The following is a 21,416-nucleotide window of genomic DNA, read 5'->3' as shown; positions in this document are numbered from 1 at the left end:
ATGAACACCATGTTGCGCTTGAAGAAACGTCTGCTGGCCAGCCTGATCACCGGCTCGGTCGCCACGCTCGCCGCCGCCCCGAACGTGTCCTGGGCGCAGACCGCCAACGCCACGCTGCGCGGCACCGGCCCGGCCAACGCCGAAGTCACCGCCCGCAACGTGGCGACCGGCTCGGTGCGCCGCACGCGCACCGGCGCCGACGGCAGCTACGCGCTGCCCGGCCTGCAGCCCGGCACCTACCAGGTCGACGCCGGCCCCGGCACCGAGCGCACCGTCACCCTCACCGTCGCCTCCACCGCCACGCTGAACCTGGGCCAGCCGCAGCCGGTCGCGCCGAGCGCGCCGTCGGCCGCCAACGCCACCACGCTGACCGGGGTGTCGGTCACCGCCACCACGCTGCAGGAGGTGAAGACCTCCGAGGTCGGCAACACCATCTCGCTGCGCCAGATCCAGACCATCCCGCAGATCTCGCGCAACTTCCTCGAGTTCGCCGACACCGTGCCGGGCATGGTGTTCACGGTCGACCCGAAGGGCAACACGTCGCTGCGCGGCGGCGCCATGAACACCAGTTCGGTCAACGTCTACATCGACGGCGTGGGCCAGAAGAGCTACGTCAAGGAAGGCGGCGTCAGCGGACAGTTCGGCAGCCAGGGCAACCCGTTCCCGCAGCTGGCGATCGGCGAGTACAAGGTCATCACCTCCAACTACAAGGCCGAGTACGACCAGATCTCCTCCGCCGCGGTGACCGCCCAGACCAAGTCGGGCACCAACGAGTTCCACGGCGAGACCTACTACCGCTACACCAACGATGCGTTCCGCGAGCGCACGCCCGCCGAGCGGGACTCCGGCACCAAGACGCCGTCCAACGAGAAGGAGTACGGCTTCGCGCTCGGCGGTCCGATCATCAAGGACAAGATGCATTTCTTCGCGACGTACGAGGCCAAGCGCTTCGATACGCCGATCACGGTCGTGCCCAGTGCGGACGGCGCACCGGGCGTGCCCTTCCTGCCGGGCAGCGTCGCGTCGCAGTTCGGCCCCGCCGGCCTCAACTTCAAGGAAGACCTGTATTTCGGCAAGATCGACTGGGAGCCGACCGACCGCGACCGCTTCGAGGCCAGCGCGCAGATCCGCCAGGAAGACCAGCTCGGCGGCGTCGGCAACCAGACCGCCGCCTCGGCGGCGTACACCACCCGCAACAACGACAAGCGCTACGCACTGCGCTGGCAGCACAGCGGCGACCTGTACTTCAACGAACTGCTGCTGACCTACGAGGACGCCTTCAACGCGCCCACCGCGCTCAACTACGGCAACGGCGCGGTCTACACCTGGGAGCGGGCATCAGACGATCCGGTGATCATCGAGACCGGTGCGGCCAACCCGCTGGCCACCCAGAACAAGGGCCAGAAGGGCCCCGCGATCCAGGATGACCTCACGTTCAACGACCTGGAGTGGCACGGCGACCACGTGATCAAGCTGGGCTTCAAGAAGAAGATGGTCACGCTGCACGCGGCCGACGCGGCCGACGTGAACCCGCAGTTCTATTACAACGTGACGCCGGCCGGTACCGGAAGCACGCCGTACAAGGCGTTCTTCACCAAGCCGGTGACGGGGCTGGGCCTCTCGCCCACGGTGTCGACCAAGAGCCACCAGTTCGGTGCCTACGTGCAGGACGACTGGGACGTCACCGACAAGCTCACGCTGAACCTGGGCGTGCGCTGGGACTACGAACGCACGCCCTCGTACACCAACTTCGTCACCCCGGCGAACGTGGTGGCCGCGCTCAACAGCCAGGACCCGAACGCGCCCGCCGGCCAGACCTACGCGCAGTCGCTGGCGCTCGGCGGCATCGACGTCAACGACTACATCAGCAGCGGCCGCAACCGCTCCGCCTACAAGGGCGAGTGGCAGCCGCGCCTGGGCTTCTCCTACGACCTGTTCGGCGACGAGGCCCACGTGATCTTCGGCGGCGCAGGACGGGCCTACGACCGCGACCTGTACGACTACCTGCAGTTGGAGACCACCAAGTCGGCGCTGCCGCAGTACACGATCTACTTCCGCGATCCGGCGACCGGGCTGTGCCACCGCGACGCGACGCCCTGCTACGACTGGGATCCGGCCTACCTCAACGGCCTGGCCAACCTGCAGGCGCTGCTCGGCCCCAGCAGCAACGCCGGCACCGAGGTCGACCTGCTCAACAACCACCTGAAGGCGCCTTACTCCGACCAGTTCAGCCTCGGCATGCGCAACCAGGTCGGCGACTGGAACACCAGCGCCACCGTCACGCGCATCCTCAGCTACGACGGCTTCGCCTTCACCCTGGGCAACCGCTACCCGAACGGCGCGTTCTTCCAGAACAACAGCCAGCCATGGGGCAACGGCGTGCCGGGCTTCGGCGCGCTGATCGTGGGCAACAACGGCATCCAGACCCGCACCACCCAGGTGCTGCTGTCGGCCGAGAAGCCCTACACCAGGGAATCGCACTGGGGCGCGACCTTCGCCTACACCTTCACCCACGCCAAGCAGAATCGCGACATCAACGAGCACTACTCGTTCGACGAAGCGACGATCGGCGATTACCCGTTCATCACGTCCAACGCCGCGGCCAAGCACCGTTTCGTCGCCACCGGCAACGTGGACGGCCCGTGGGGCACCACGCTGTCGGCCAAGCTCACACTCGCCACGCCGCTGCCCTACAACGGCATCTCGTGCTATCCGGGCGTCGAGTTCCCGACCGGGACCAACTGCACCCCGGTGGCGGCCACGCCGGGGGGTTCGCGCTTCCTGTTCGGCGGCAAGATCTGGGGTTACCGCGACGTCGACTTCCAGGCGACCAAGAACTTCGACCTGGGTCACGGCGTGACGCTGTTCGGCCGCTTCGACGTGCTCAACGTGTTCAATTGGGACAACTTCGTCGACTACCTCCCGGTGGTCGCGAACGGCCAGACCACCGTCAGCTACAACCGGACCGGCAACATCACCTTCGTGCCGCGTACGTTCAAGTTCGAGGTCGGACTGAACTTCTAGTGCGTCGCCCGCAGCAACCCGCATGGCCCCGCCCGCACGGTCCCACGGGGCCGTGCGGGCGGCACGCCACCGCACCGTACCTCCGAGCCTGCCCATGAGCGGACAGCCCATTCGCGACATCGTCATCGTCGGTGGCGGCACCGCCGGCTGGATGGCGGCCGCCGCCTTCGCCAAGGTGCTCGGCGGGCGCTACACGATCCGCCTGGTCGAGTCCGACGAGATCGGCATCGTCGGCGTGGGCGAATCGACCGTGCCGCACCTGAAGCTGTTCAACAACCTGCTCGGCATCGACGAGGCCGAGTTCGTGCGGCGCACGCAGGGCAGCTTCAAGCTCGGCATCCAGTTCAACGACTGGGGCCGCATCGGCGAGCGCTACTTCCATAGCTTCGGCAACCTCGGCCCCGACCTGGGCCTGCTGCCTTTTCACCAGTACTGGCTGAAGGCGCGCCGGCAGGGCAAGGCGGCCGACCTCGGCACGTACTCGCTCAACGCGCTGGCCGCCGAGCAGGGCAGGTTCATGGTCTCGGCAAGCGACGTACCGCCCACCTCGCCGCTGGCCAACATCGCCTATGCCTACCAGTTCGATGCCGGACTGTACGCGCGCTTCCTGCGCGAGTACGCCGAACGCCAGGGCGTGCGGCGCATCGAGGGCAAGGTCGTCGACGTCGCGCTGCATCCGCACAGCGGCTTCGTGGAGGCGGTCACGCTGGCCTCCGGCGAGCGCATCGGCGGCGACCTGTTCGTCGACTGCTCCGGCTTCCGCGGCCTGCTGATCGAGCAGGCGCTGCACACCGGTTACGACGACTTCAGCCGTTGGCTGCCGTGCGACCGCGCGGTGGCGGTCGCGTGCGAGAAGGTCGGCCCGCCCACGCCGTACACGCGCGCCACCGCGCATGCCGCAGGCTGGCAATGGCGCATCCCGCTGCAGCACCGCACCGGCAACGGCCACGTCTATTCCAGCGCGCACCTCAGCGACGACGAGGCCGCCGCCACGCTGCTGAAGCACCTGGACGGCCGCCCGCTCGGCGAGCCGCGCGTGCTGCGCTTCACCGCCGGCATGCGGCGCAAGTTCTGGAACCGCAACGTGGTCGCCCTCGGCCTGGCCAGCGGCTTCATGGAGCCGCTGGAGTCGACCAGCATCTACCTGGTGCAGTCGGGCATCGCCAAGTTCCTCAACCTGTTCCCGTGGAGCGATTTCGACCCGGTACTGATCGAGCGCTACAACGCCCAGTCGGTGTTCGAGTACGAGCGCATCCGCGATTTCCTGATCCTGCATTATCACGCCACCCAGCGCAGCGACAGCGCGTTCTGGAACGACTGCCGCACGATGGCGATCCCGCCGGCGCTGGCCGAGACGATCCGGCTGTTCCGCGACAGCGGCCGCTTCTTCCGCCAGGGCGAGGAGATGTTCGCGCTGGTCAGCTGGGTGCAGGTGATGATCGGCCAGGGCATCGTGCCGGAGACCTACCACCCGCTGGTCGACCAGGTCGCGCAGGCCGACATGGAGGGCTACATCGCCAGCGTCGGCCGGGTGATCGCCAACTGCGTGCAGGCGATGCCCAGCCATGCCGCCTTCATCGAGCGCTGCTGCGCCGCCACGCCGATGCCGGCGTGAGCGGCCCCTGCGCCCGTCCCTTCCGTTCGCCGTTCGGCGGTGGCCGGTTGTCTTCCACCCCCCACGGATGCCGTATCACGATGCTTTTTCGATCTGCGCTCGCACTGACTTCCGCCCTACTGGCCACGACCCTTGCCGTCGGCCCCGCCCGGGCCGCCACCGCCACCCCTCGCGCGACCACCTACGACACGCTGACGCCCACGCAGCGCACGCTGGTCGACGACCTCGAGCGGCGCACCTTCGACTGGTTCTGGGACAGCGCCGATCCGAAGACCGGCCTGGTGCCCGACCACTTTCCCGGCGAATCCTTTTCCAGCATCGCGGCCGTGGGCTTCGGCCTGACCGCCTACGGCGTCGGCGTGGAGCGTGGCTACGTCACCCGTACGCAGGCGGTCGAACGCACGCTCGCCACGCTGCGCTTCCTTGCCGACGCGCCGCAGAACGGCAGCGAGGACGATGCCAGCGGCTACCACGGCTTCTACTACCACTTCCTCGACATGAAGACCGGCAAGCGCTTCGGCCGCTGGGTGGAGCTGTCCAGCGTCGACACCACGCTGCTGCTCGGCGGCGTGCTGTTCGCGCAGTCCTACTACGACCGCAACACGCCGGACGAACGCGCGATCCGCGCCCTCGCCGACACCATCTACCGCCGCGTCGACTGGCCCTGGATGCAGGCGCGCCCGCCGCTGATCAGCATGGGCTGGACCCCGGGCGGCAAGTTCATCCCCAGCGACTGGAAGGGCTACAACGAAGGCATGCTGGTCTACATCCTCGCGCTGGGCTCGCCGACCCATCCGGTGGCCCCCGACGCCTGGAAGGCCTGGACCTCGACCAACGACGAGACCTGGGGCCGTTTCTACGGCCAGACGTTCCTCAACTTCGCGCCGCTGTTCGGCCACCAGTACAGCCACGTGTGGGTCGACTTCCGCGGCATCCGCGACGACTGGAACCGCAAGCACGATCTCGATTACTTCGAGAACAGCCGCCGCGCCGCCTACAGCCAGCGCAGCTACGCGATCGCCAACCCCGGCGGCTGGACCGGCTACGGCGCCAACGTGTGGGGCCTGACTGCCAGCAACGGGCCGGGCGGCATCGTGGTGGAGCAGGGCGGGAAGACGCTCAAGTTCGAGGGCTACACCGCGCGCGGCGCCGGGCTGGACTACATTTCCGACGACGGCACCATCGCCCCCACCGCGGCGGGCGGCTCGATCGCCTTCGCGCCGGAGATCGTGATCCCGGCACTCGAGACGATGAAGCAGCGCTATGGCAAATACGTCTACGACCGCTACGGCTTCGTCGACGCCTTCAACCCGAGCTTCCACACCCGCACCGAGCTGCGCACGGGCCGGTTGGTGCCGGAGCTGGGCTGGGTCGACAGCGTGCAGCTGGGCATCGACCAGGGCCCGATCGTGCTGATGATCGAGAACTGGCGCAGCGACTTCGTGTGGAAGGTGATGCGGCGCAACCCGTACATCCGCAGGGGACTGGAACGCGCCGGCTTCAGCGGCGGCTGGCTGGCGCAGGGCCCGGCCACGCCCTGAGCCGCCGCGGGTCGCAGCGCGCTTGCCCGCGATGCCCTTTGCACGGATGCTCGCGTCATGAAAGGCATCGCGGGCAAGCTCGCTCCGACCAGGCTGCTGCGGTTGATGCTGCTGACCGCCGTCGCCCTGGCCGGCTGCGCGCGCGACGCCGGCACGCAGACGCTGACCTTCTGGACCTTCGGCCGCGAGGGCGAGGCCGTGGTGCAGCTGCTGCCCGGGTTCGAGCGCGAACACCCCGGCCTCAAGGTGGTGGTGGAGCAGATCCCGCTGACCGCGGCGCACCAGAAGCTGCTCACCGCCATCGCGGGCGGAGCCACGCCGGACCTGGGCCAGCTGGGCAACACCTGGCTGCCGGAACTGGCCACGCTCGGCGCACTGGAACCGCTGCAGCCCTACGTCGAGCGCTCGGCCGTGGTGCGCGCCGACGACTACTTCCGCAGCATCTGGGCCACCAACCGGATGGGCGGCGTGCTGTACGGCGTGCCGTGGTACGTCGATACCCGGCTGCTGTTCTACCGTCGCGACCTGCTGCGCCAGGCCGGGTTCGACGCGCCGCCCCGGGACTGGGCGCAGTGGCGGCGGATGCTCGCCGCGCTCAGCCATCCGCAGCGCCACGTGTACGGCATCCTGCTGCCCACCAACGAGTACGAACAGCTGCTTTCGCTGGCCCTGCAGCAGCCCGATCCGCTGCTGCGCGACGGCGGCCGCTACGGCAATTTCGAGAGCGCCGGCTTCAAGCGCGCGCTGGCCTTCTACGTGGACACCTTCCGCCTGCACCAGGCGCCGCCGATCACCAACGTGGAGGCAGGCAATCCGTGGGTGGAGTTCGGCCGCGGCACGTACGCGTTCTACCTGTCCGGGCCCTGGAACATCGGCGAGTTCCGCCGGCGCCTGCCGGCGGCGCAGCAGGGCGACTGGGCCACCGCGCCGCTGCCAGGGCCGGACGGTCCGGGCGCCGGCCTGGCCGGCGGCGCCAGCCTGGTGGTGTTCCGCCGCTCCACGCACAAGCAGGCGGCGTGGGCGCTGATCGAGTACCTCTCACGTCCGCAGGTGCAGCAGCGCTTCTACGAACTGCTCGGCGACATGCCGCCGCGGCGCGCGTCCTGGGCGGGCGGTGTGCTGCGTGACGACCCGAAGGCGCAGGCCTTCCGCGAACAGCTCGAGCGGGTACGGCCGACGCCGGCGGTGCCGGAATGGGAGCGCATTGCCAACGAGATGCAGCGGCTGGCCGCTCAGGCGGTGGCGGGCGAGCTCAGCGTCGACCAGGCGGCTGCCGAGCTGGACCGGCGCACCGACCGCATCCTCGCCAAGCGGCGCTGGGTGCTCGACCGCCGGCGGGAGACGCGATGAACCGTCCGCTCGCCGCGTGGCTGTTCCTCGCGCCGGCACTCGCCGTGCTGGGCGTGTTCTTCCTGCTGCCGGTGCTGGCGGCGTTCGCGCTGAGCCTGACCGACTACGACCTGTACGCGCTGGCCGACCTGCACAACCTGCGTTTCGTGGCCCTGGGCAACTACTGGGCGCTGCTGCAGCGGCCGCTGTTCTGGTCGGCGCTCGGGCACACGGTGTATTTCGTCGGGGTGGGCGTGCCGCTGTCGATCGGCGTCTCGCTCGGTGCGGCGCTGCTGCTGCACTCGCCGCTGGCGCGCGCGCAGGCGTTCTTCCGCACCGCGCTGTTCGCGCCGGTGGTGACCACGGTGGTGGCCACCGCGGTGGTCTGGCGCTACCTGTTCAGCACCCGCTACGGCTGGATCAACCACCTGCTCGGCCTGGTCGGCATCCATCCGGTGGACTGGCTGGGCGACCCGCACTGGGCGATGCCGGCGATCATCCTGTACGCGGTGTGGAAGAATTTCGGTTACAACATGATCCTGCTGCTGGCCGGGCTGCAGGCGATCCCGGGCGAGCTGTACGAGGCCGCGCGCATCGACGGCGCGTCGTTCTGGCGGCAGTTCCGCCACATCACCCTGCCGCTGCTCGGGCCCACCCTGGCGATGGTGTCGATCCTCACCGTGGCCGGTTACTTCCAGCTGTTCGCCGAGCCCTACGTGATGACCGAGGGCGGTCCGCTGCAGAGCACCACCAGCGTGCTCTACCTGATGTACGAGGAGGGCTTCACCTGGTGGAACCTGGGTTCGGCCTCGGCGATCGCCTTCCTGCTTTTCGCGGTGATGTTCGCCGTGACCGCGCTGATGCTGCGCCTGGCGCGGCGGCGGGAGGCGCTGTGAACCCCCGGCTGGCACGCGCACTGGTGAACGGGGCGCTGCTCGGCATGGCGCTGGTCGCGCTGGCGCCGCTGGCGTGGATGGCGTCGGCCTCGTTCATGGCGCCGGGCGAAGCCGGCGCGCTGCCGCCGCCGCTGCTGCCCGCGCATCCGACGCTCGCGCACTACCGCACGCTGTTCGCCCGCGCCGGCATGGGCCGCTACCTGCTCAACAGCTTCGCCATCGCCAGCGCGAGCACGCTGCTCTCGCTGGCCTGCAACCTGATGGCCGGCTACGCCTTCGCCAAGCTGCGCTTCCGCGGCCGCGAGCGGCTGTTCCGCGCCCTGCTCGGCGCACTGGTGATCCCCGCCCAGGTGGCGATGCTGCCGCTGTTCCTGCTGCTCAAGTACGCCGGGCTGGTCAACACCTACGCGGGGGTCGTCGCGCCGGCGCTGGCGACCGTGTTCGGCATCTTCCTGGTGCGCCAGTACGCCCGCGGCATCCCAGACGAGCTGCTGGAGGCCGCACGCATCGACGGTGCCGGCGAGGCGCGCATCTTCGTGCAGATCGTGCTGCCGCTGCTCAGGCCGATCATCGTGACGCTGGCGGTGTTCACCTTCCTCACCGCCTGGAACGACTTCCTGTGGCCGCTGATCGTGCTCACCGGCCAGGAGCACTACACGCTGCCGATCGCGCTCGCCTCGCTCTCGCGCGAGCATGCGCAGGACACCGAACTGATGATGGCCGGCTCGGTGGTCACCGTGGTGCCGGTGCTGGTGCTGTTCCTGCTGCTGCAGCGGCACTACCTGCAGGGCCTCATGCTCGGCAGCCTGAAGGGATGAGCACGCGCGCCGGCGCCCGACCCGGTAAGGTCGGCCGTGAACCTGGCAGGGAGCGGCGAACGGCATGAGCGAGACGGCGCGGGCCACGCCTGCGATGATCGTGGTGATGGGCGTGTCCGGCTCGGGCAAGAGCACCATCGCCCGGCGCCTGGCCGCCACGCTGGGCTGGGCCTTCCTCGACGGCGACGACCTGCACTCGCCCGCCAGCATCGCCAAGATGCGCGCGGGCATCCCGCTGCGGGACGCCGACCGCTGGCCCTGGCTCGACGCCATCGCCGCCTGGATGCATAGGGAACTGGCCGACGGCCGCGCCGGCGTGGTGGCCTGCTCGGCACTGCGCCGCGTCTACCGCGAGCGCCTGCGCCGGGCCGGGCCGGGCGTGCGCTTCGTGTACCTGGCGGTGACCCACGAGGCGCTGGCGCGCCGCATGCGCGCGCGCGACCACTTCATGCCGCCCGAGCTGCTGGGCAGCCAGCTCGCCACCCTGGAGGAACCGGCCGGCGACGAGCCCGCGCTGCGGGTGGCGGCGAACGGCCCGGTGGAAGACACCCTCGCGCAGGTGCTGTGCGGGCTCGCGCACCAGGGCCTGGCGGTGCCGCGGCGAGGGTAGCAGCGGCCCGCCCGCGATGCTCCCGGCTGCGGTCGAACGCGACCGCGAAAAGACATCGCGAGCAAGTCCGCTGGTCGCTAGAAACGGCCGGCGCGGAAGTCGGCGATCGCTTCCTGGATCTGTGCCGGGGTGTTCATCACGAACGGCCCGTAGCGCGCCACGCTTTCCCTGAGCGGCCGCCCGGCGACCACCAGCAGGCGCGCGGCGGCGGTGCCGGCGGCCACGGTGAGACGGTCGCCGTCGGACAACACGGCCAGCTCGCCGCGGGCCAGCGGCTCACCGCCGACCTCGGCGCTGGGGCCTTCGAACACGTAGGCGAACGCATGGTGCGCGGCGGGCAGCTCGATCTCGAAGCGCGCGCCGGCGGCCAGCGCGACGTCCAGGTAGACCGGTGCAGTGGCGACGCCCTGCACCGGGCCGACCGCGTCGCCCAGCGACCCGGCGATCACCCGCACGTCCACGCCCGGCGCCGGCTGCACCTGCGGGATGCGCTCGGGCGCGATGTCCTGGTAGCGCGGAGCGGTCATCTTGTCCGCCGCCGGCAGGTTGACCCACAGCTGGAAGCCCCACATCAGGCCGTTCTCCTGCTGCGGCATCTCCGAATGCAGGATGCCGCGACCGGCGGTCATCCATTGCACGCTGCCGGGGCCGAGGTCGCCGCGGTTGCCGTGGTTGTCGCCGTGGCGCATGTGCCCGGCGAGCATGTAGGTCACCGTCTCGAAACCACGATGGGGGTGCTCGGGGAAGCCGGCGATGTAGTCGTTGGCCTGGTCGGAGCGGAACTCGTCCAGCAGCAGGAACGGGTCGAGCATGTCCAGGTTCGGCTGGCCGATGATGCGCTTGAGCTTGACCCCGGCGCCGTCATTGGTGTCGATGCCGCGCACGCGGCGGGTGATGGTGCGTTGGCTCATGGAACGCCTCCGGGGATGGGAACAGGCGAAGCATGGGGCCGGCGCCGGGCGCGGCCAAGCACGACCGCGTGAACGGATCGTTTCCTCGGGCAAGACCACGCACGTCCCGTGGACCTACACGGGCGCGGTCAGTGCACCCAGTGGCCGCTGCGTTGGCGCGGCGGCGACGGTGCCGTCCCGCCCTCGGCCGTCGCCGGTCGCGCCAGCGCGGCCAACTCGGCTTCGGTGGGCGGGTGCTCGCGCCAGTACTGGTCGACCGCGTTGAGCACGGGCGCGACCTGCGCCAGGCACTCGTTGTATTCCTCGTCGGTGAGCTTCTCGAACTCGGCCTCGGCACTGAGGATGCCTTCGTCCACCGCCAGCGCCATGATCGGCCCGAGCAGTTCCATCAGCTGCGGGTCGTCGGCCAGGCGCTTCTCCCACAGCCCCGCGCGCAAGTCGATGCCGCGGCTGAAGCCCTCGCACCAGCCGGCCGCCGAGAGCACCGGGCCGGTGTCGGTGTCGACCTCGCCCAGGATCGGCTCGTAGGCGTCCACGTCCAGCTCCACGCGGATCGAGTCGTTGAGCTTGGCCAGCAGTTCCAGCACGCGGTTGCCCTCGCCTTCGTCGGCAAAGGCGTCGTGCAGCACCTCGGACAACCACTCGTCCGGCAGCACCTCGAGCGGGCCGACCGCAATCGCCGAGAGCAATCCGTGCACGCCGTCGAGCAGCAGGCGGCCTTCCTCGGCATGGGCACGCAGGTAGCGGTCCAGCTCGTCGAGCTCCTCGTCGGTGAGGGAGCTGGGCCATTCGTCGGGGGTGTTGTTCATCGTTCCTCAGATATCCAGATCGAGCGTCACCGGGGTGTGATCGGAGGGCCGCTCCCATTGCCGCGGCACGCGGTCGATGGCGGCCGCGCGCGCGCTGCCCTTGAGCGCGTCGCCGAGCAGGATCAGGTCGATGCGCAGGCCCAGGTTGCGGCGGAACGCACCCTGCCGGTAGTCCCACCAGCTGTAGTGCGCGCCGTCCTGCTCGAACAGGCGGAAGCTGTCGTGCAGGCCCAGCCCGGTGATCGCGGCGAGTGCCTGGCGCTCGGGCGTGGAGCACAGCACCTGCTCGCGCCAGGCGGCCGGGTCGTGCACGTCGCGGTCCTCCGGCGCGATGTTGAAGTCGCCCAGCACCACCAGGTTCGGATGCCGCTCGTGCTCGCGCGCGATGAATTCGCGCACCTTGGCCAGCCAATCGAGCTTGTAGGCGTACTTGGGGTCGCCCACCGCCTTGCCGTTGACCACGTACAGGTCGATCACGCGCAGCTCGCCGACCGTGGCGGCAAGGATCCGCCGCTGCGGATCGTCCAGCCCGGGGATCTCGGTGACCACGTCGGTGGGCGTGGCGCCGCGCGCCAGGATCGCCACGCCGTTGTAGGTCTTCTGGCCGGAGAACACCGTGCGGTAGCCGGCGGCGGCGAGCTCGTCGACCGGGAACTTGGCGTCTTCCAGCTTGGTTTCCTGCAGGGCCACGATGTCCGGCTGTGCCTGCGCCATCCACTGGGTCAGCTGCGGCAGGCGCACCTTCAGCGAGTTCACGTTCCAGGAAGCGATCTTCATCGGCGCATTGTAGGGGATGGTTCCCGCCCGCCGACGGCCGCCGCGGCCGGGCGGGTGGCGCCCGCGGCGGCGGGTGCCCGGCAACCGGCCCTGGCCGACGATGCACGCCCGTGCGGCGCGGTTCCCGCCGCGACGGGCCTCGCCTGAGCGGCCACCGCCCGCCGGTCTTGCGCTCCATCGGTGTCTCCCGCAGTGCGGCCCACTGCCTGCGGCACCGCGCCGGACCGTCAATCCACCGGGGGTCAGCCCTGCGCGCGCCGGCGCGCCAGGCGCCGGTTGCGCCAGGCCAGCAGCGGCTGTGCGCTGAAGCCGTGCACCACCACGCTGAGGGTGATGGTGGTCACCGCCACGCCGGCGACCTGCCGTGCGGCGCTGCCGTCGAGTCCATGCACCAGCGCGTAGGCCAGGTAGTTGAGCCCGCCGATGCCGCGGATGCCCAGCCAGCCAAGCAGCAGCCGGCGGTGCCAGTTCAGCCCCATGCCGACGGTGGTGAGCCAGGTGGCCAACGGGCGGATCAAGGCGAACAGCACCAGCGCCAGCCACAGCGCGTGGGGGTCCCAATGACGCGCCAGCGCGATGCCCAGCAGCATCACCAGCAAGGGACCGAGCAGGTGCTCCATCACGACGCCGAAGGTCAAGGCCTCGGCGACCACGTGACCGACCGCCTCCACCGGCTCGCCGCGATCCACGCCACCGGAGAACGCGGGTCGCACCATGAACTCGGCCGGCGCGGTCCGCGTCAGGTCGCGCGCGTGCGGCTGGCGCGGGTGCGGGTGCTCCTGCACCACGGCCACCTCGACCTTGCGCATGCCAACGCCGGCGGCGAACACCGCCAGGAAGCCGAGTGCGCCGATCGATTCGGCGGCGGCATAGGCCAGCGCGATCAGGCCGGCGGTCAGCAGGGCGCCGGGCCCGGGATCGCGCGCGATGGTCACCAGGTGCGTGCTGACCTTGCCGGTCAGCCAGCCCAGTAGGAAACCCAGGGCGATGCCCGCGCCCACGCCCCAGGCCAGCTCGACCAGCGCCCAGCGGCCAAGCTCGCTCCAGCCGAGCGAACCCCTCATCCAGAGCAGTCCGAGCAGCAGGAACGGCATCGCCGTGCCGTCGTTGAGCCCGGCCTCGCCCGACAGCGAAACGCGCAGGCCGTCCCGGTCGGCCGCGTTGTCCACCGCGATCGCGCTGGCGAGCACCGGATCGGTCGGCGCCAGCATCGCACCGAGCAGCAAGGCCAGCGGCCAGTCCAGCGCCAGCAGCAGGTGTGCCGCCAGCGCGGTACCGGCGATGCACAGCACCATGGCCGGAAAGGCCAGCCGGCGGGCCGTGCGCCACGCCGTGGCCTGCCATGGCAGGCGCAGCTTCAGGCCGCCGGCGAACAGCGAAACGATCAGCGCGACCTCGGTCAGCCGTTGCAGCCAGTGCGCGTCGGACAGGAAGTCGATGTCGAGCAGGTGCAGGCCCCATGGCCCGAACAGCACGCCGACCGCCAGGTACAGCGCGAACTGCGTCACCGGCAGCGGGCGGATCCAGCCTGCCGCCAGCGACGTGCCCATCAACAGGGCGCCTGCGGTCGCCATCCAGCCCAGAAAGCCCATGTCCGGTCCCGTTACGAGGTCGCCTGCATGGTCGCCACGCCTACATGGAAGATGGATGAAGCCGGCACGCTCAGGCCAGGCCGTGGCTGCGCAGCAGCGCCTCCGGCTCGGGCTTGCGTCCGCGGAAGGCGATGAAGCTCTCCAGCGCCGGGCGGCTGGCGCCGACCGCCAGGATCTCGCGGCGGAAGCGTTCGCCGGTGGCGCGATCGATCGCGCTGCCGCCGTGCTCGGCGAGTTCCTCGAAGGCGCCGAAGGCGTCGGCCGAGAGCAGCTCCGCCCACAGGTAGCTGTAGTAGCCGGCCGCGTAGCCGCCCGCGAAGATGTGCGTGAAGGCATGCGGGAAGCGCTGCCAGGCCGGCGGGTGGAGCACCGCGACCTGCTGGCGCACTTCCTCCAGCACCTCCAGCGGACGGGCGCCGCGCGCAGGGTCGTATTCCAGATGCAGCCGGAAATCGAACAGCGCGAACTCGAGCTGGCGCACCAGGAACAGGCCCGCGTGGTAGTGCCGCGCGGCGAGCATGCGCTGGTAGAGCTCATCCGGCAGGCGCTCGCCGGTCTGCCAGTGGCGCGCGAACAGGTCCAGCGCCTCGCGGTTCCAGCCGAAGTTCTCCATGAACTGGCTGGGCAGCTCCACCGCGTCCCACTCGACGCCGTCGATGCCGCCGATCGAGGGCAGGCCGATCTCGGTGAGCAGGTGGTGCAGGCCGTGGCCGAACTCGTGGAACAGGGTGAGCACGTCGTCGTGCGTGAGCAGCGCCGGCTTGCCCTCGGTGGGCGGGGCGAAGTTGCAGGTGAGGAAGGCGATCGGCAGCTGGTGCTGCGCGGCATCGTCGAAGCGCGCGCGGCAGACGTCCATCCAGGCGCCGCCGCGCTTGCCGTTGCGCGCGTACAGGTCGACGTAGGCGCCGGCGAACACGCGCCCGTCGGCGTCGCGCACGTCGTAGTAGCGCACCTCCGGATGCCACACGTCGACGCCCTCGCGCCGGGTCAGCGAGATGCCGTACAGCTTGCCGGTGAGCGCGAACAGGCCCTCGATCACCGCCGGCAGCGGGAAATAGGGCTTGAGCTGTTCCTCGTCCAGCGCGTAGCGCTGCTGGCGCAGCTTTTCCGAGGCGTAGGCGACGTCCCAGGGCTCGAGGTTGTCCAGGCCCAGTTCCGCCTGCGCCCAGGCACGCAGCTCGTCCAGCTCCTGCTGCGCCACCGGACGCGCACGCGCCGCCAGGTCGTGCAGGAACTCCATCACCTCGGTCGGCGAGGAGGCCATCTTGGTCGCCAGCGATTCCTCCGCCGCGTTGGCGAAGCCCAGCAGCTGCGCGGCCTCGTGGCGCAGGCGCAGGATCTGCTCGATGCGCTCGCCGTTGTCGAACTGACCGGCGTTCGGACCCTGGTCCGAGGCGCGCGTCTGGTAGGCCCAGTACACGCGCTCGCGCAGGGAGCGGTCGTCGGCGTAGGTGAGCACCGCCTGCACGCTGGGCTGCTTGAGCGTGACCAGGAAGCCTTCCAGGTTCTGCTCGGCGGCGTACTGGCGCAGCACCGCGCGGCCGGACTCGGGCACGCCGGCCAGATCGCGCTCGTCGGTGACGTGTTCGTGCCAGGCCTCGCTGGCGTCCAGCACGGCGTTGGCGAACTCGGTGGACAGCCGCGACAGCGTCACGCCGATCTCGCGGTAGCGCGAGCGCGCGGGCTCCTCCAGCGCCACGCCGGACAGCCGGAAGTCGCGCAGCGCGTGTTCGACCAGCGCGCGCTCGGGACGCGGCAGCGCAGCGAAATCCGGTGCGTCGGCCAGCGCCTGCACCGCGGCGTACAGCGCACGGTTCTGGCCCAGTTCGATGGCGTGCTCGGTGAGCTTCTCCTCGGTCGGGCCATACACTGCGCGCAAGGCCTCGCTGTCGGCCACCGCGTGCAGGTGCGCGACCGGCGCCCAGGCATGCGCCAGGCGCTGCTCCAGCCGCTCCTGGGTGAGCATGACGGTGTCGAAATCCGGCGGCGCGCCGGGGGCGGTGAGCGCCTCGATGCCGGCGCGGTAGTCGGCCAGGATGGCATCGATCGCCGGCGGCACGTGTTCGGGCTTGATCTGCGAAAACGCCGGCAGCGGGGTGTCGGCCAGCAGCGGATTGACTTGGTCCATGGAACGCTCCTCGTGATCCGCAGAGCGTGGCGACCGGCCTGGACGAATTCAAGCAAGCGCCACCCCGCCGTTGGCGCCCGCTCACCTACAATGGCCCGATGAACCCCGTACGCACTTACAAGGGCATCGCGCCCACCGTGGGCCAGCGCGTCTGGATCGATCCCGCAGCGAGCGTGATCGGCGCGGTGGCGCTGGGCGACGACGTCTCGATCTGGCCGGGCACGGTGCTGCGCGGCGACGTCAACCACATCCGCGTGGGCGCCCGCACCAACATCCAGGACGGCACCATCGTGCACGTCAGCCACGAATCGCGCTTCGGACCGGGCTTTCCCTGCCTGATCGGCGAGGGCGTGACGATCGGCCACGCGGCGGTGGTGCACGCCTGCACCATCGAGGACTACTGCCTGATCGGCATGCACGCGACCGTGCTCGACGGCGCGGTGGTGCGCAGGTACGGCTTCGTCGGCGCCGGCGCCGTGATCGCGCCGGGCAAGGTGGTGGGCGAGCGCGAGCTGTGGTTGGGCAACCCGGCTCGCTGCGTGCGCCTGCTCAGCGATGCCCAGGTCGAACAGCTGCACTATTCGGCCGACCACTACGTGCGGCTGAAGGACGCTTACCTCGCCGGCTGAGCCGCTGCTGCCTGGCGCGCGAGCCGCGCCTGGATCAGCTTCGCGCGCGCCTCGTGCTGGCGCACCAGCACCTGGCGCTGCGCATCCAGCTTGCCGGCCAGCAGGGCCAGCAGGTAGTTGCCGCTGTCGAACTCGCGCAGCAGGCGCAACTCACGCTCGGCCTCGTCCAGCTCGCCGCGGTCGATCGCCTGCTCGACCGCAGCGGTCGCGGCGGGGAACAGGCGCAACAGCGCCTCGCGGGTCTGCGCGTCGTCCGGCGCCAGCTCCAGCACGCTGAGGTAGAACTCGTAGGCGTTGCGGCCAGCCGGCGCCACCAGCCGGTGCTCGCGCACCGCCTCGTCGGCCAGCGACAGCAGGATCCCGCGGCCGCTGCTGTCCGCGTCGGCGGTGTTCACCGCCGACGCATTGCGCCACGCCGGCACGGCCAGGGCGGCCAGAAGCAGGATCAGGACGGCGCCGCCGGCCTGCAGCCGGCGGCGCGACGACGCGAGGAAAACGGACATGCGGGCATCGCCAGTGACCCGCGCTCGGGCGCGGTGGGCGGCACGGTAGCGGCCCCTTGTGTCAGGCCCATGACGCCGGCAACGTGCGCGGCCGGTCGGGTCCGTGCTGTCGGCGTTCACGGCCGTTGCAGCCGGCTTCGTCTAGGCTGGAGCGATGTTCCCCGCCTGGCTGCACTGGCTGGCCGTCGGGATGCTCGCACTGGGCATGCTGTGTGCGGCCGCGATCGCCCTGGACGTGCTGCGGCACCGCCAACGCATGGCAATCATGAACGTCGTGTGGCCGGTGACCGCTCTGTATGCCGGCGCCCTGGGACTGTGGGCGTACGCGCGGTACGGCCGCCCGGTGCGCTCCGGCCGGCCCCGCCGGCAGGCGGGCATGTCGGTCAGGATCGCCAAGAGCACCCTGCATTGCGGCAGCGGCTGCACGCTCGGCGACCTGGCGGCCGAATGGCTGGCGTTCGCGTTCCCTGCCGTGGCGACCGGGTTCGGCTGGCACCGGCTGTTCGAGGAAAAGATCTTCGCGGTCTGGCTGCTGGATTTCCTGTTCGCGTTCGCCTTCGGCATCGTCTTCCAGTACCTGGCCATCGTGCCGATGCGGCACCTGTCGTTCCGGCGAGGCCTGCTCGCCGCGGCGAAGGCGGACGCACTGTCGCTCGCCGCGTGGCAGGTCGGCATGTACGGCGCGATGGCGTTGCTCCAGTTCGGCCTCCTGCGGCGATCGTTCGGGCGGGTCGCGCCGGTGGACACGCCCGAGTTCTGGTTCGCCATGCAGCTGGCCATGCTGGCGGGGTTCGTCACGGCCTATCCGGTCAACCGATGGCTGATCCGCAGAGGTCTCAAGGAGGCCATGTGACCGGTGTGGCGGCGGGTGCGGGCAGGCGGCCCTCAGCGGCCTTCGCGCAGATGCGCGTAGACCGGGTCGGTCTGCGGCCGCCGGCCGTGCCACAGCGCGAATGCGTCGGCGGCCTGCTCCACCAGCATGCCCAGCCCGTCGCTGGCGCGCGCGCCGGCATCGCGCGCCCAGGCCAGGAAGGCCTGCGCGGCGGCGCCGTAGGACAGGTCATAGGCGACTGTCCGGTCGTCGACCAGGCCGGGCGGCAGTGGCAACGCCTGGCCCAGCACCCCGGCCGCGGTGGCGTGGACGATCAGGTCGAAGCTGCCCAGCGCGTCCAGGTCCTGCCAGTAGCGGGCGCGCGCGCGGGTCTGGCCCAGCGCGCCGGCCAGGGCGGCGGCGGTGTCCGCCGTGCGGTTGACGATGGTCAGCTGGTCGATGCCGGCCTCGAGCAGGTCCCAGGCGATGGCGCGTGCGGCGCCGCCGGCGCCGAGCAGCAGCACGCGGCGCCCCGACAGGTCGCAGCGCTGGCGCGCGCGCAGATCGCGTACCAGACCGGAACCGTCGGTGTTGTGCGCGGCCAGCCGGCCGTCGGGGAGCCGGGTGAGTACATTGGCGCTGCCGGCGCGGCTGGCCGCGGCGCTGCGCTGGTCGGCCAGCGCGAAGGCCGTGCCCTTGTGCGGCAGCGTCACGTTGGCACCGTGCGCGCTGGCGAGAAACGCCCGCACCGTCTGCGCGAACGCCTCGGGTGCGGCGTCGATCGCCTCGTAGGCCAACGCGATGCCGCATTGCTTGCCGAACAGCCGATGGATCGTCGGCGACAGCGAGTGGCTGACCGGATGGCCGAACACGGCGTAGCGCGGTGGCGCGGAACCGGCGGGCATGGCGTCTCCTGCGGGCGGCAAAGGTCTCCCATTCTACGGGCCGGACCCGCGTCGCAGCCGGTGAGAGCAGGGCCGTGCAGGCTGGCGTGGTCCCGTATCCGGAGCATCGACATGCACGAGCCCTTTTCCGCGCCGTTCACCGCCTGCCTCGCCGCAGGTGCCGCGCTGTGGTGGCTGGCCGGCGGCTTCCTGCTGCTGCTCACGCCGCTGCCTGCGCACACCGACCAGCTCGGCTGGAGCCCGCTGTACTGGCTGGCGCTGGCGCCGCTGTGCGTGGTGGCCGGCCTGCGGCTGCGACGCGCGGGCACCCGCCCGGCCGGCTAGCGTGCCGTCGGCCGTTGTGGGAACGGCGGTTGTGTTACAAGACGCGCTCTTCTCGGGGGCGTGCAGGCTGACAACGCATGATGGCCGTAGGCTACAACGCGTGGCTGGTGTTGCTGTCGATCGCACTGGCCGTGCTGGACGCCTACGTCGCCTTCAGCGTGGTCGGGCGCATCGCGCACTCGCGTGGCCCGGCGGCCTTGCTGTGGACAGCCTTCGGCGCACTGGCGATGGGCTCGGGCGTGTGGGCGATGCACTTCATCGGCATGCTCGCTCTGCAGGTGGCGATCCCGTTGGGCTACGACGCGCGGGACACCGCGCTTTCCGGCGTGCCGGTGATGCTGGCCACGGGCGCCACGCTTTGGCTGCTCGCTCGGCACACGAACCACGCCAGGATCGTGCTGGCCGGATCCCTGCTGGGGCTGGGCATCGCGGCGATGCACTACATGGGCGTGCGCGCCATGGAAATGCGGCCGCAGATCGGCTGGCACGCCGGCTGGCAAGCGGCCTCCCTGCTGCTGGCGGTGGCCGGCTCGACCGCGGCGATCGGGCTGCACCGGCTGATCCTGTGCGGCGCGCGGCGGCATCGCTGGTGGCGCCGGATCGGCAGCGCCTTGCTGCTCGGCGGCACCGCGGCGGGCGTGCATTACCTGGGCATGGCGGCGGTGCGTTTTCCGCCGGGGGCGGTGAGCCTCGCCGCGGAGCACGGCCTGCGCGGGCTGGGCCTGGCGCTGGCGGTCAGCCTGGTCTCCGGCCTGTTGTTGCTGCTGACGCTGGGCGTGAGCCTGGCCTACCGACAACTGCAGCGGCGCACCGAAGCGATGGCGCGTGAACTGGGCCAGGCCCGCGACGCGCTGACCTGGCTGGCCTATCACGACGAACTGACCGCGCTGCCCAATCGCGCCAACGTGCTCGACCTGCTCGGCCGGCTGCTGCCGACGGCGGCCAGCGAGCGGTTCGAGGTGGCGGTGATGTTCGTCGACCTCGACGGCTTCAAGTCGATCAACGACACGCTCGGCCACGAGGTGGGCGACGAGTTCCTGCGCTCGGTGGCCGACGCGCTGCGCGCCAGCGTGCGCACGCGCGACACCGTGGCGCGCTTCGGCGGCGACGAGTTCGTGGTGGTGCTGGAGCGGTTCCGCAGCGAGGCCAACCTGGTCGCCATCTGCCGCAAGATCCTGGCGCTGGTGAGCCGCCCGGTGCAGGTCGCCGGGCACAACGTGATGGCCACGCCCAGCATCGGCGTGGCGATGTTCCCGCGCGACGGCTCGGATGCCGCCAGCCTGCTGCGGCACGCGGACCTGGCAATGTACAGCGCGAAGGAGCAGGGCAAGGCCGGCTACTGCTTCTACCAGCCACGCATGAGCGCGACGGCGCGCGACCGCCTGGTGCTCTCGGCCGAGCTGCGCGAGGCGCTGCAGCGGGGCGAACTGCAGGTCTACTACCAGCCCAAGGTGGAACTGGCGAGCCGGCGCATCGTGGGGCTGGAGGCGCTGGTGCGCTGGTCGCATCCCACGCGCGGCCTGCTGCTGCCGAAGAGTTTCGTGCCGCTGGCCGAAGGAAGCGGGCTGGCCGGCCGGCTCGGCGAGGTGGTGCTGCAGCGGGTGGTGGCGCAACTGGCGCAATGGCGGGCGCGCGGCGTGCCGCTGGTGCCGGTGGCGGTCAACGTCTCGCTGCAGGAGATCCAGGACGGCCATTTCGTCGACGGGCTGCTGCGCACGTTGCGTGACTCGGGTCTGGAACACGGCTTGATCGAGTTCGAGATCACCGAGTCGGCGGCCATGCGCAACGCCGAACATACCTTGCGCCAGCTGCGCCAGCTGGAAGCGCTGGGCTTCCGCATGGCGATCGACGACTTCGGGACCGGCTTCTCCAGCCTGAGCCATCTGCGCCAGCTGCCCACGCAGTCGATCAAGATCGACCAGAGCTTCGTGCAGGGCGCGGCGCACAATCCGGCCGACCGCGACATCACCGAGGCGATCATCGCGCTGGCGCGCAAGCTGCGCCTGAGCACCGTTGCCGAGGGCATCGAGACCGAGGCGCAGGCGGCCTGGCTGCGCGAGGCCGGCTGCGAGATCGGGCAGGGCTTCCTGTTCGTGCCGCCGCTGCCGCCGGAGCGGGTACCGGCGCTGCTGCTGGCCGAGAGCCTCCAGGCCGCCACACTGTAGGAGAAGCTCGCTCCCACCCGGGCCCGGGC

The 21,416-nt window shown here is 70.7% G+C and carries 18 protein-coding genes; 11 read left to right on the top strand and 7 right to left on the bottom strand.

Annotation, left to right across the window (positions count from 1 at the left end):
* The 7 genes from WAT24_RS00655 to WAT24_RS00625 all read left to right on the top strand — a co-directional run bounded on the left by WAT24_RS00655 (position 1) and on the right by WAT24_RS00625 (position 9,833).
* The gene (locus tag WAT24_RS00655) at positions 1–3,024 is read left to right on the top strand and encodes a TonB-dependent receptor (RefSeq protein WP_425605201.1); all 3,024 of its coding nucleotides are present in this window, start codon (positions 1–3) and stop codon (positions 3,022–3,024) included.
* A gap of 94 nt (positions 3,025–3,118) precedes the next feature.
* Positions 3,119–4,639 carry a tryptophan halogenase family protein gene (locus WAT24_RS00650; protein WP_336805876.1) on the top strand — a complete coding sequence of 507 codons (1,521 nt, stop codon included), beginning with the start codon at positions 3,119–3,121 and terminating at the stop codon, positions 4,637–4,639.
* 80 nt (positions 4,640–4,719) lie between these two features.
* A complete protein-coding gene (locus tag WAT24_RS00645; RefSeq protein ID WP_336805875.1) occupies positions 4,720–6,180 on the top strand; it encodes a glucoamylase family protein in 1,461 nt (486 codons plus the stop codon).
* Positions 6,181–6,237: 57 nt separating this feature from the next.
* Positions 6,238–7,530 carry a sugar ABC transporter substrate-binding protein gene (locus WAT24_RS00640; protein WP_425605200.1) on the top strand — a complete coding sequence of 431 codons (1,293 nt, stop codon included), beginning with the start codon at positions 6,238–6,240 and terminating at the stop codon, positions 7,528–7,530.
* Positions 7,527–8,405, top strand: coding sequence for a carbohydrate ABC transporter permease (locus WAT24_RS00635; RefSeq protein WP_336805874.1), 879 nt, complete (start codon positions 7,527–7,529; stop codon positions 8,403–8,405). Before WAT24_RS00640 ends, WAT24_RS00635 begins: the two co-directional genes overlap by 4 nt.
* On the top strand, positions 8,402–9,223 hold the full coding sequence (locus tag WAT24_RS00630; RefSeq protein WP_425605199.1) for a carbohydrate ABC transporter permease: 822 nt from the start codon (positions 8,402–8,404) through the stop codon (positions 9,221–9,223). The genes WAT24_RS00635 and WAT24_RS00630 overlap by 4 nt, the downstream gene beginning before the upstream one ends.
* 64 nt (positions 9,224–9,287) lie before the next feature.
* Positions 9,288–9,833 carry a gluconokinase gene (locus WAT24_RS00625; RefSeq protein WP_336805873.1) on the top strand — a complete coding sequence of 182 codons (546 nt, stop codon included), beginning with the start codon at positions 9,288–9,290 and terminating at the stop codon, positions 9,831–9,833.
* Between the two features lie 77 nt (positions 9,834–9,910).
* Here WAT24_RS00625 and WAT24_RS00620 read toward each other — a convergent pair whose 3' ends face one another.
* The 5 genes from WAT24_RS00620 to WAT24_RS00600 form a co-directional block, all read right to left on the bottom strand.
* Positions 9,911–10,744 carry a pirin family protein gene (locus tag WAT24_RS00620; RefSeq protein ID WP_336805872.1) on the bottom strand — a complete coding sequence of 278 codons (834 nt, stop codon included), beginning with the start codon at positions 10,742–10,744 and terminating at the stop codon, positions 9,911–9,913.
* 128 nt (positions 10,745–10,872) lie between these two features.
* Positions 10,873–11,553: a YecA/YgfB family protein gene (locus tag WAT24_RS00615; RefSeq protein ID WP_336805871.1), complete on the bottom strand. Its 681-nt coding sequence runs from the start codon at positions 11,551–11,553 to the stop codon at positions 10,873–10,875.
* A gap of 6 nt (positions 11,554–11,559) precedes the next feature.
* On the bottom strand, positions 11,560–12,330 hold the full coding sequence (xth, locus tag WAT24_RS00610; protein WP_336805870.1) for an exodeoxyribonuclease III: 771 nt from the start codon (positions 12,328–12,330) through the stop codon (positions 11,560–11,562).
* A gap of 242 nt (positions 12,331–12,572) precedes the next feature.
* On the bottom strand, positions 12,573–13,922 hold the full coding sequence (locus WAT24_RS00605) for a cation:proton antiporter (RefSeq protein ID WP_336805869.1): 1,350 nt from the start codon (positions 13,920–13,922) through the stop codon (positions 12,573–12,575).
* 70 nt (positions 13,923–13,992) lie between these two features.
* Positions 13,993–16,050, bottom strand: coding sequence for a M3 family metallopeptidase (locus WAT24_RS00600; protein WP_336805868.1), 2,058 nt, complete (start codon positions 16,048–16,050; stop codon positions 13,993–13,995).
* 98 nt (positions 16,051–16,148) lie between these two features.
* Between WAT24_RS00600 and WAT24_RS00595 the strand changes: the two genes are divergently transcribed.
* The gene (locus WAT24_RS00595; RefSeq protein WP_336805867.1) at positions 16,149–16,679 is read left to right on the top strand and encodes a gamma carbonic anhydrase family protein; all 531 of its coding nucleotides are present in this window, start codon (positions 16,149–16,151) and stop codon (positions 16,677–16,679) included.
* Here the strand turns inward: WAT24_RS00595 and WAT24_RS00590 are convergent.
* Positions 16,664–17,182: a hypothetical protein gene (locus tag WAT24_RS00590; RefSeq protein ID WP_336805866.1), complete on the bottom strand. Its 519-nt coding sequence runs from the start codon at positions 17,180–17,182 to the stop codon at positions 16,664–16,666. The two genes, WAT24_RS00595 and WAT24_RS00590, sit on opposite strands and share 16 nt — an antisense overlap.
* Positions 17,183–17,336: 154 nt before the next feature.
* Between WAT24_RS00590 and WAT24_RS00585 the strand changes: the two genes are divergently transcribed.
* A complete protein-coding gene (locus WAT24_RS00585) occupies positions 17,337–18,035 on the top strand; it encodes a DUF4396 domain-containing protein (RefSeq protein ID WP_336805865.1) in 699 nt (232 codons plus the stop codon).
* A 32-nt stretch (positions 18,036–18,067) separates the two neighbouring features.
* Here WAT24_RS00585 and aroE read toward each other — a convergent pair whose 3' ends face one another.
* Positions 18,068–18,898, bottom strand: coding sequence for a shikimate dehydrogenase (gene aroE / locus WAT24_RS00580; protein ID WP_336805864.1), 831 nt, complete (start codon positions 18,896–18,898; stop codon positions 18,068–18,070).
* 111 nt (positions 18,899–19,009) lie between these two features.
* On the opposite strand from aroE, the gene WAT24_RS00575 reads away from it, so the two are divergent.
* Positions 19,010–19,222, top strand: a complete 213-nt coding sequence (locus WAT24_RS00575) for a hypothetical protein (protein WP_336805863.1) — start codon at positions 19,010–19,012, stop codon at positions 19,220–19,222.
* Between the two features lie 77 nt (positions 19,223–19,299).
* A complete protein-coding gene (locus WAT24_RS00570) occupies positions 19,300–21,387 on the top strand; it encodes a putative bifunctional diguanylate cyclase/phosphodiesterase (RefSeq protein ID WP_336805862.1) in 2,088 nt (695 codons plus the stop codon).
* Positions 21,388–21,416: the final 29 nt, after the last annotated feature.

Origin of the sequence: Fulvimonas yonginensis (genome assembly GCF_037137055.1) — a bacterium.
Taxonomy (GTDB): Bacteria; Pseudomonadota; Gammaproteobacteria; order Xanthomonadales; family Rhodanobacteraceae; genus Frateuria_A; species Frateuria_A yonginensis.
The sequence above is the reverse complement of the archived record's forward strand: the minus strand, read 5'-3'. Positions and strand labels throughout refer to the sequence as shown.

Coding starts and splice junctions, on each gene's coding strand:
- WAT24_RS00655 (WP_425605201.1), top strand. CDS start 1: ATGAACACCATGTTGCGCTTGAAGAAACGTCTGCTGGCCAGCCTGATC.
- WAT24_RS00650 (WP_336805876.1), top strand. CDS start 3,119: ATGAGCGGACAGCCCATTCGCGACATCGTCATCGTCGGTGGCGGCACC.
- WAT24_RS00645 (WP_336805875.1), top strand. CDS start 4,720: ATGCTTTTTCGATCTGCGCTCGCACTGACTTCCGCCCTACTGGCCACG.
- WAT24_RS00640 (WP_425605200.1), top strand. CDS start 6,238: ATGAAAGGCATCGCGGGCAAGCTCGCTCCGACCAGGCTGCTGCGGTTG.
- WAT24_RS00635 (WP_336805874.1), top strand. CDS start 7,527: ATGAACCGTCCGCTCGCCGCGTGGCTGTTCCTCGCGCCGGCACTCGCC.
- WAT24_RS00625 (WP_336805873.1), top strand. CDS start 9,288: ATGAGCGAGACGGCGCGGGCCACGCCTGCGATGATCGTGGTGATGGGC.
- WAT24_RS00620 (WP_336805872.1), bottom strand. CDS start 10,744: ATGAGCCAACGCACCATCACCCGCCGCGTGCGCGGCATCGACACCAAT.
- WAT24_RS00615 (WP_336805871.1), bottom strand. CDS start 11,553: ATGAACAACACCCCCGACGAATGGCCCAGCTCCCTCACCGACGAGGAG.
- xth (WP_336805870.1), bottom strand. CDS start 12,330: ATGAAGATCGCTTCCTGGAACGTGAACTCGCTGAAGGTGCGCCTGCCG.
- WAT24_RS00605 (WP_336805869.1), bottom strand. CDS start 13,922: ATGGGCTTTCTGGGCTGGATGGCGACCGCAGGCGCCCTGTTGATGGGC.
- WAT24_RS00600 (WP_336805868.1), bottom strand. CDS start 16,050: ATGGACCAAGTCAATCCGCTGCTGGCCGACACCCCGCTGCCGGCGTTT.
- WAT24_RS00595 (WP_336805867.1), top strand. CDS start 16,149: ATGAACCCCGTACGCACTTACAAGGGCATCGCGCCCACCGTGGGCCAG.
- WAT24_RS00590 (WP_336805866.1), bottom strand. CDS start 17,182: ATGTCCGTTTTCCTCGCGTCGTCGCGCCGCCGGCTGCAGGCCGGCGGC.
- WAT24_RS00585 (WP_336805865.1), top strand. CDS start 17,337: ATGTTCCCCGCCTGGCTGCACTGGCTGGCCGTCGGGATGCTCGCACTG.
- aroE (WP_336805864.1), bottom strand. CDS start 18,898: ATGCCCGCCGGTTCCGCGCCACCGCGCTACGCCGTGTTCGGCCATCCG.
- WAT24_RS00575 (WP_336805863.1), top strand. CDS start 19,010: ATGCACGAGCCCTTTTCCGCGCCGTTCACCGCCTGCCTCGCCGCAGGT.
- WAT24_RS00570 (WP_336805862.1), top strand. CDS start 19,300: ATGATGGCCGTAGGCTACAACGCGTGGCTGGTGTTGCTGTCGATCGCA.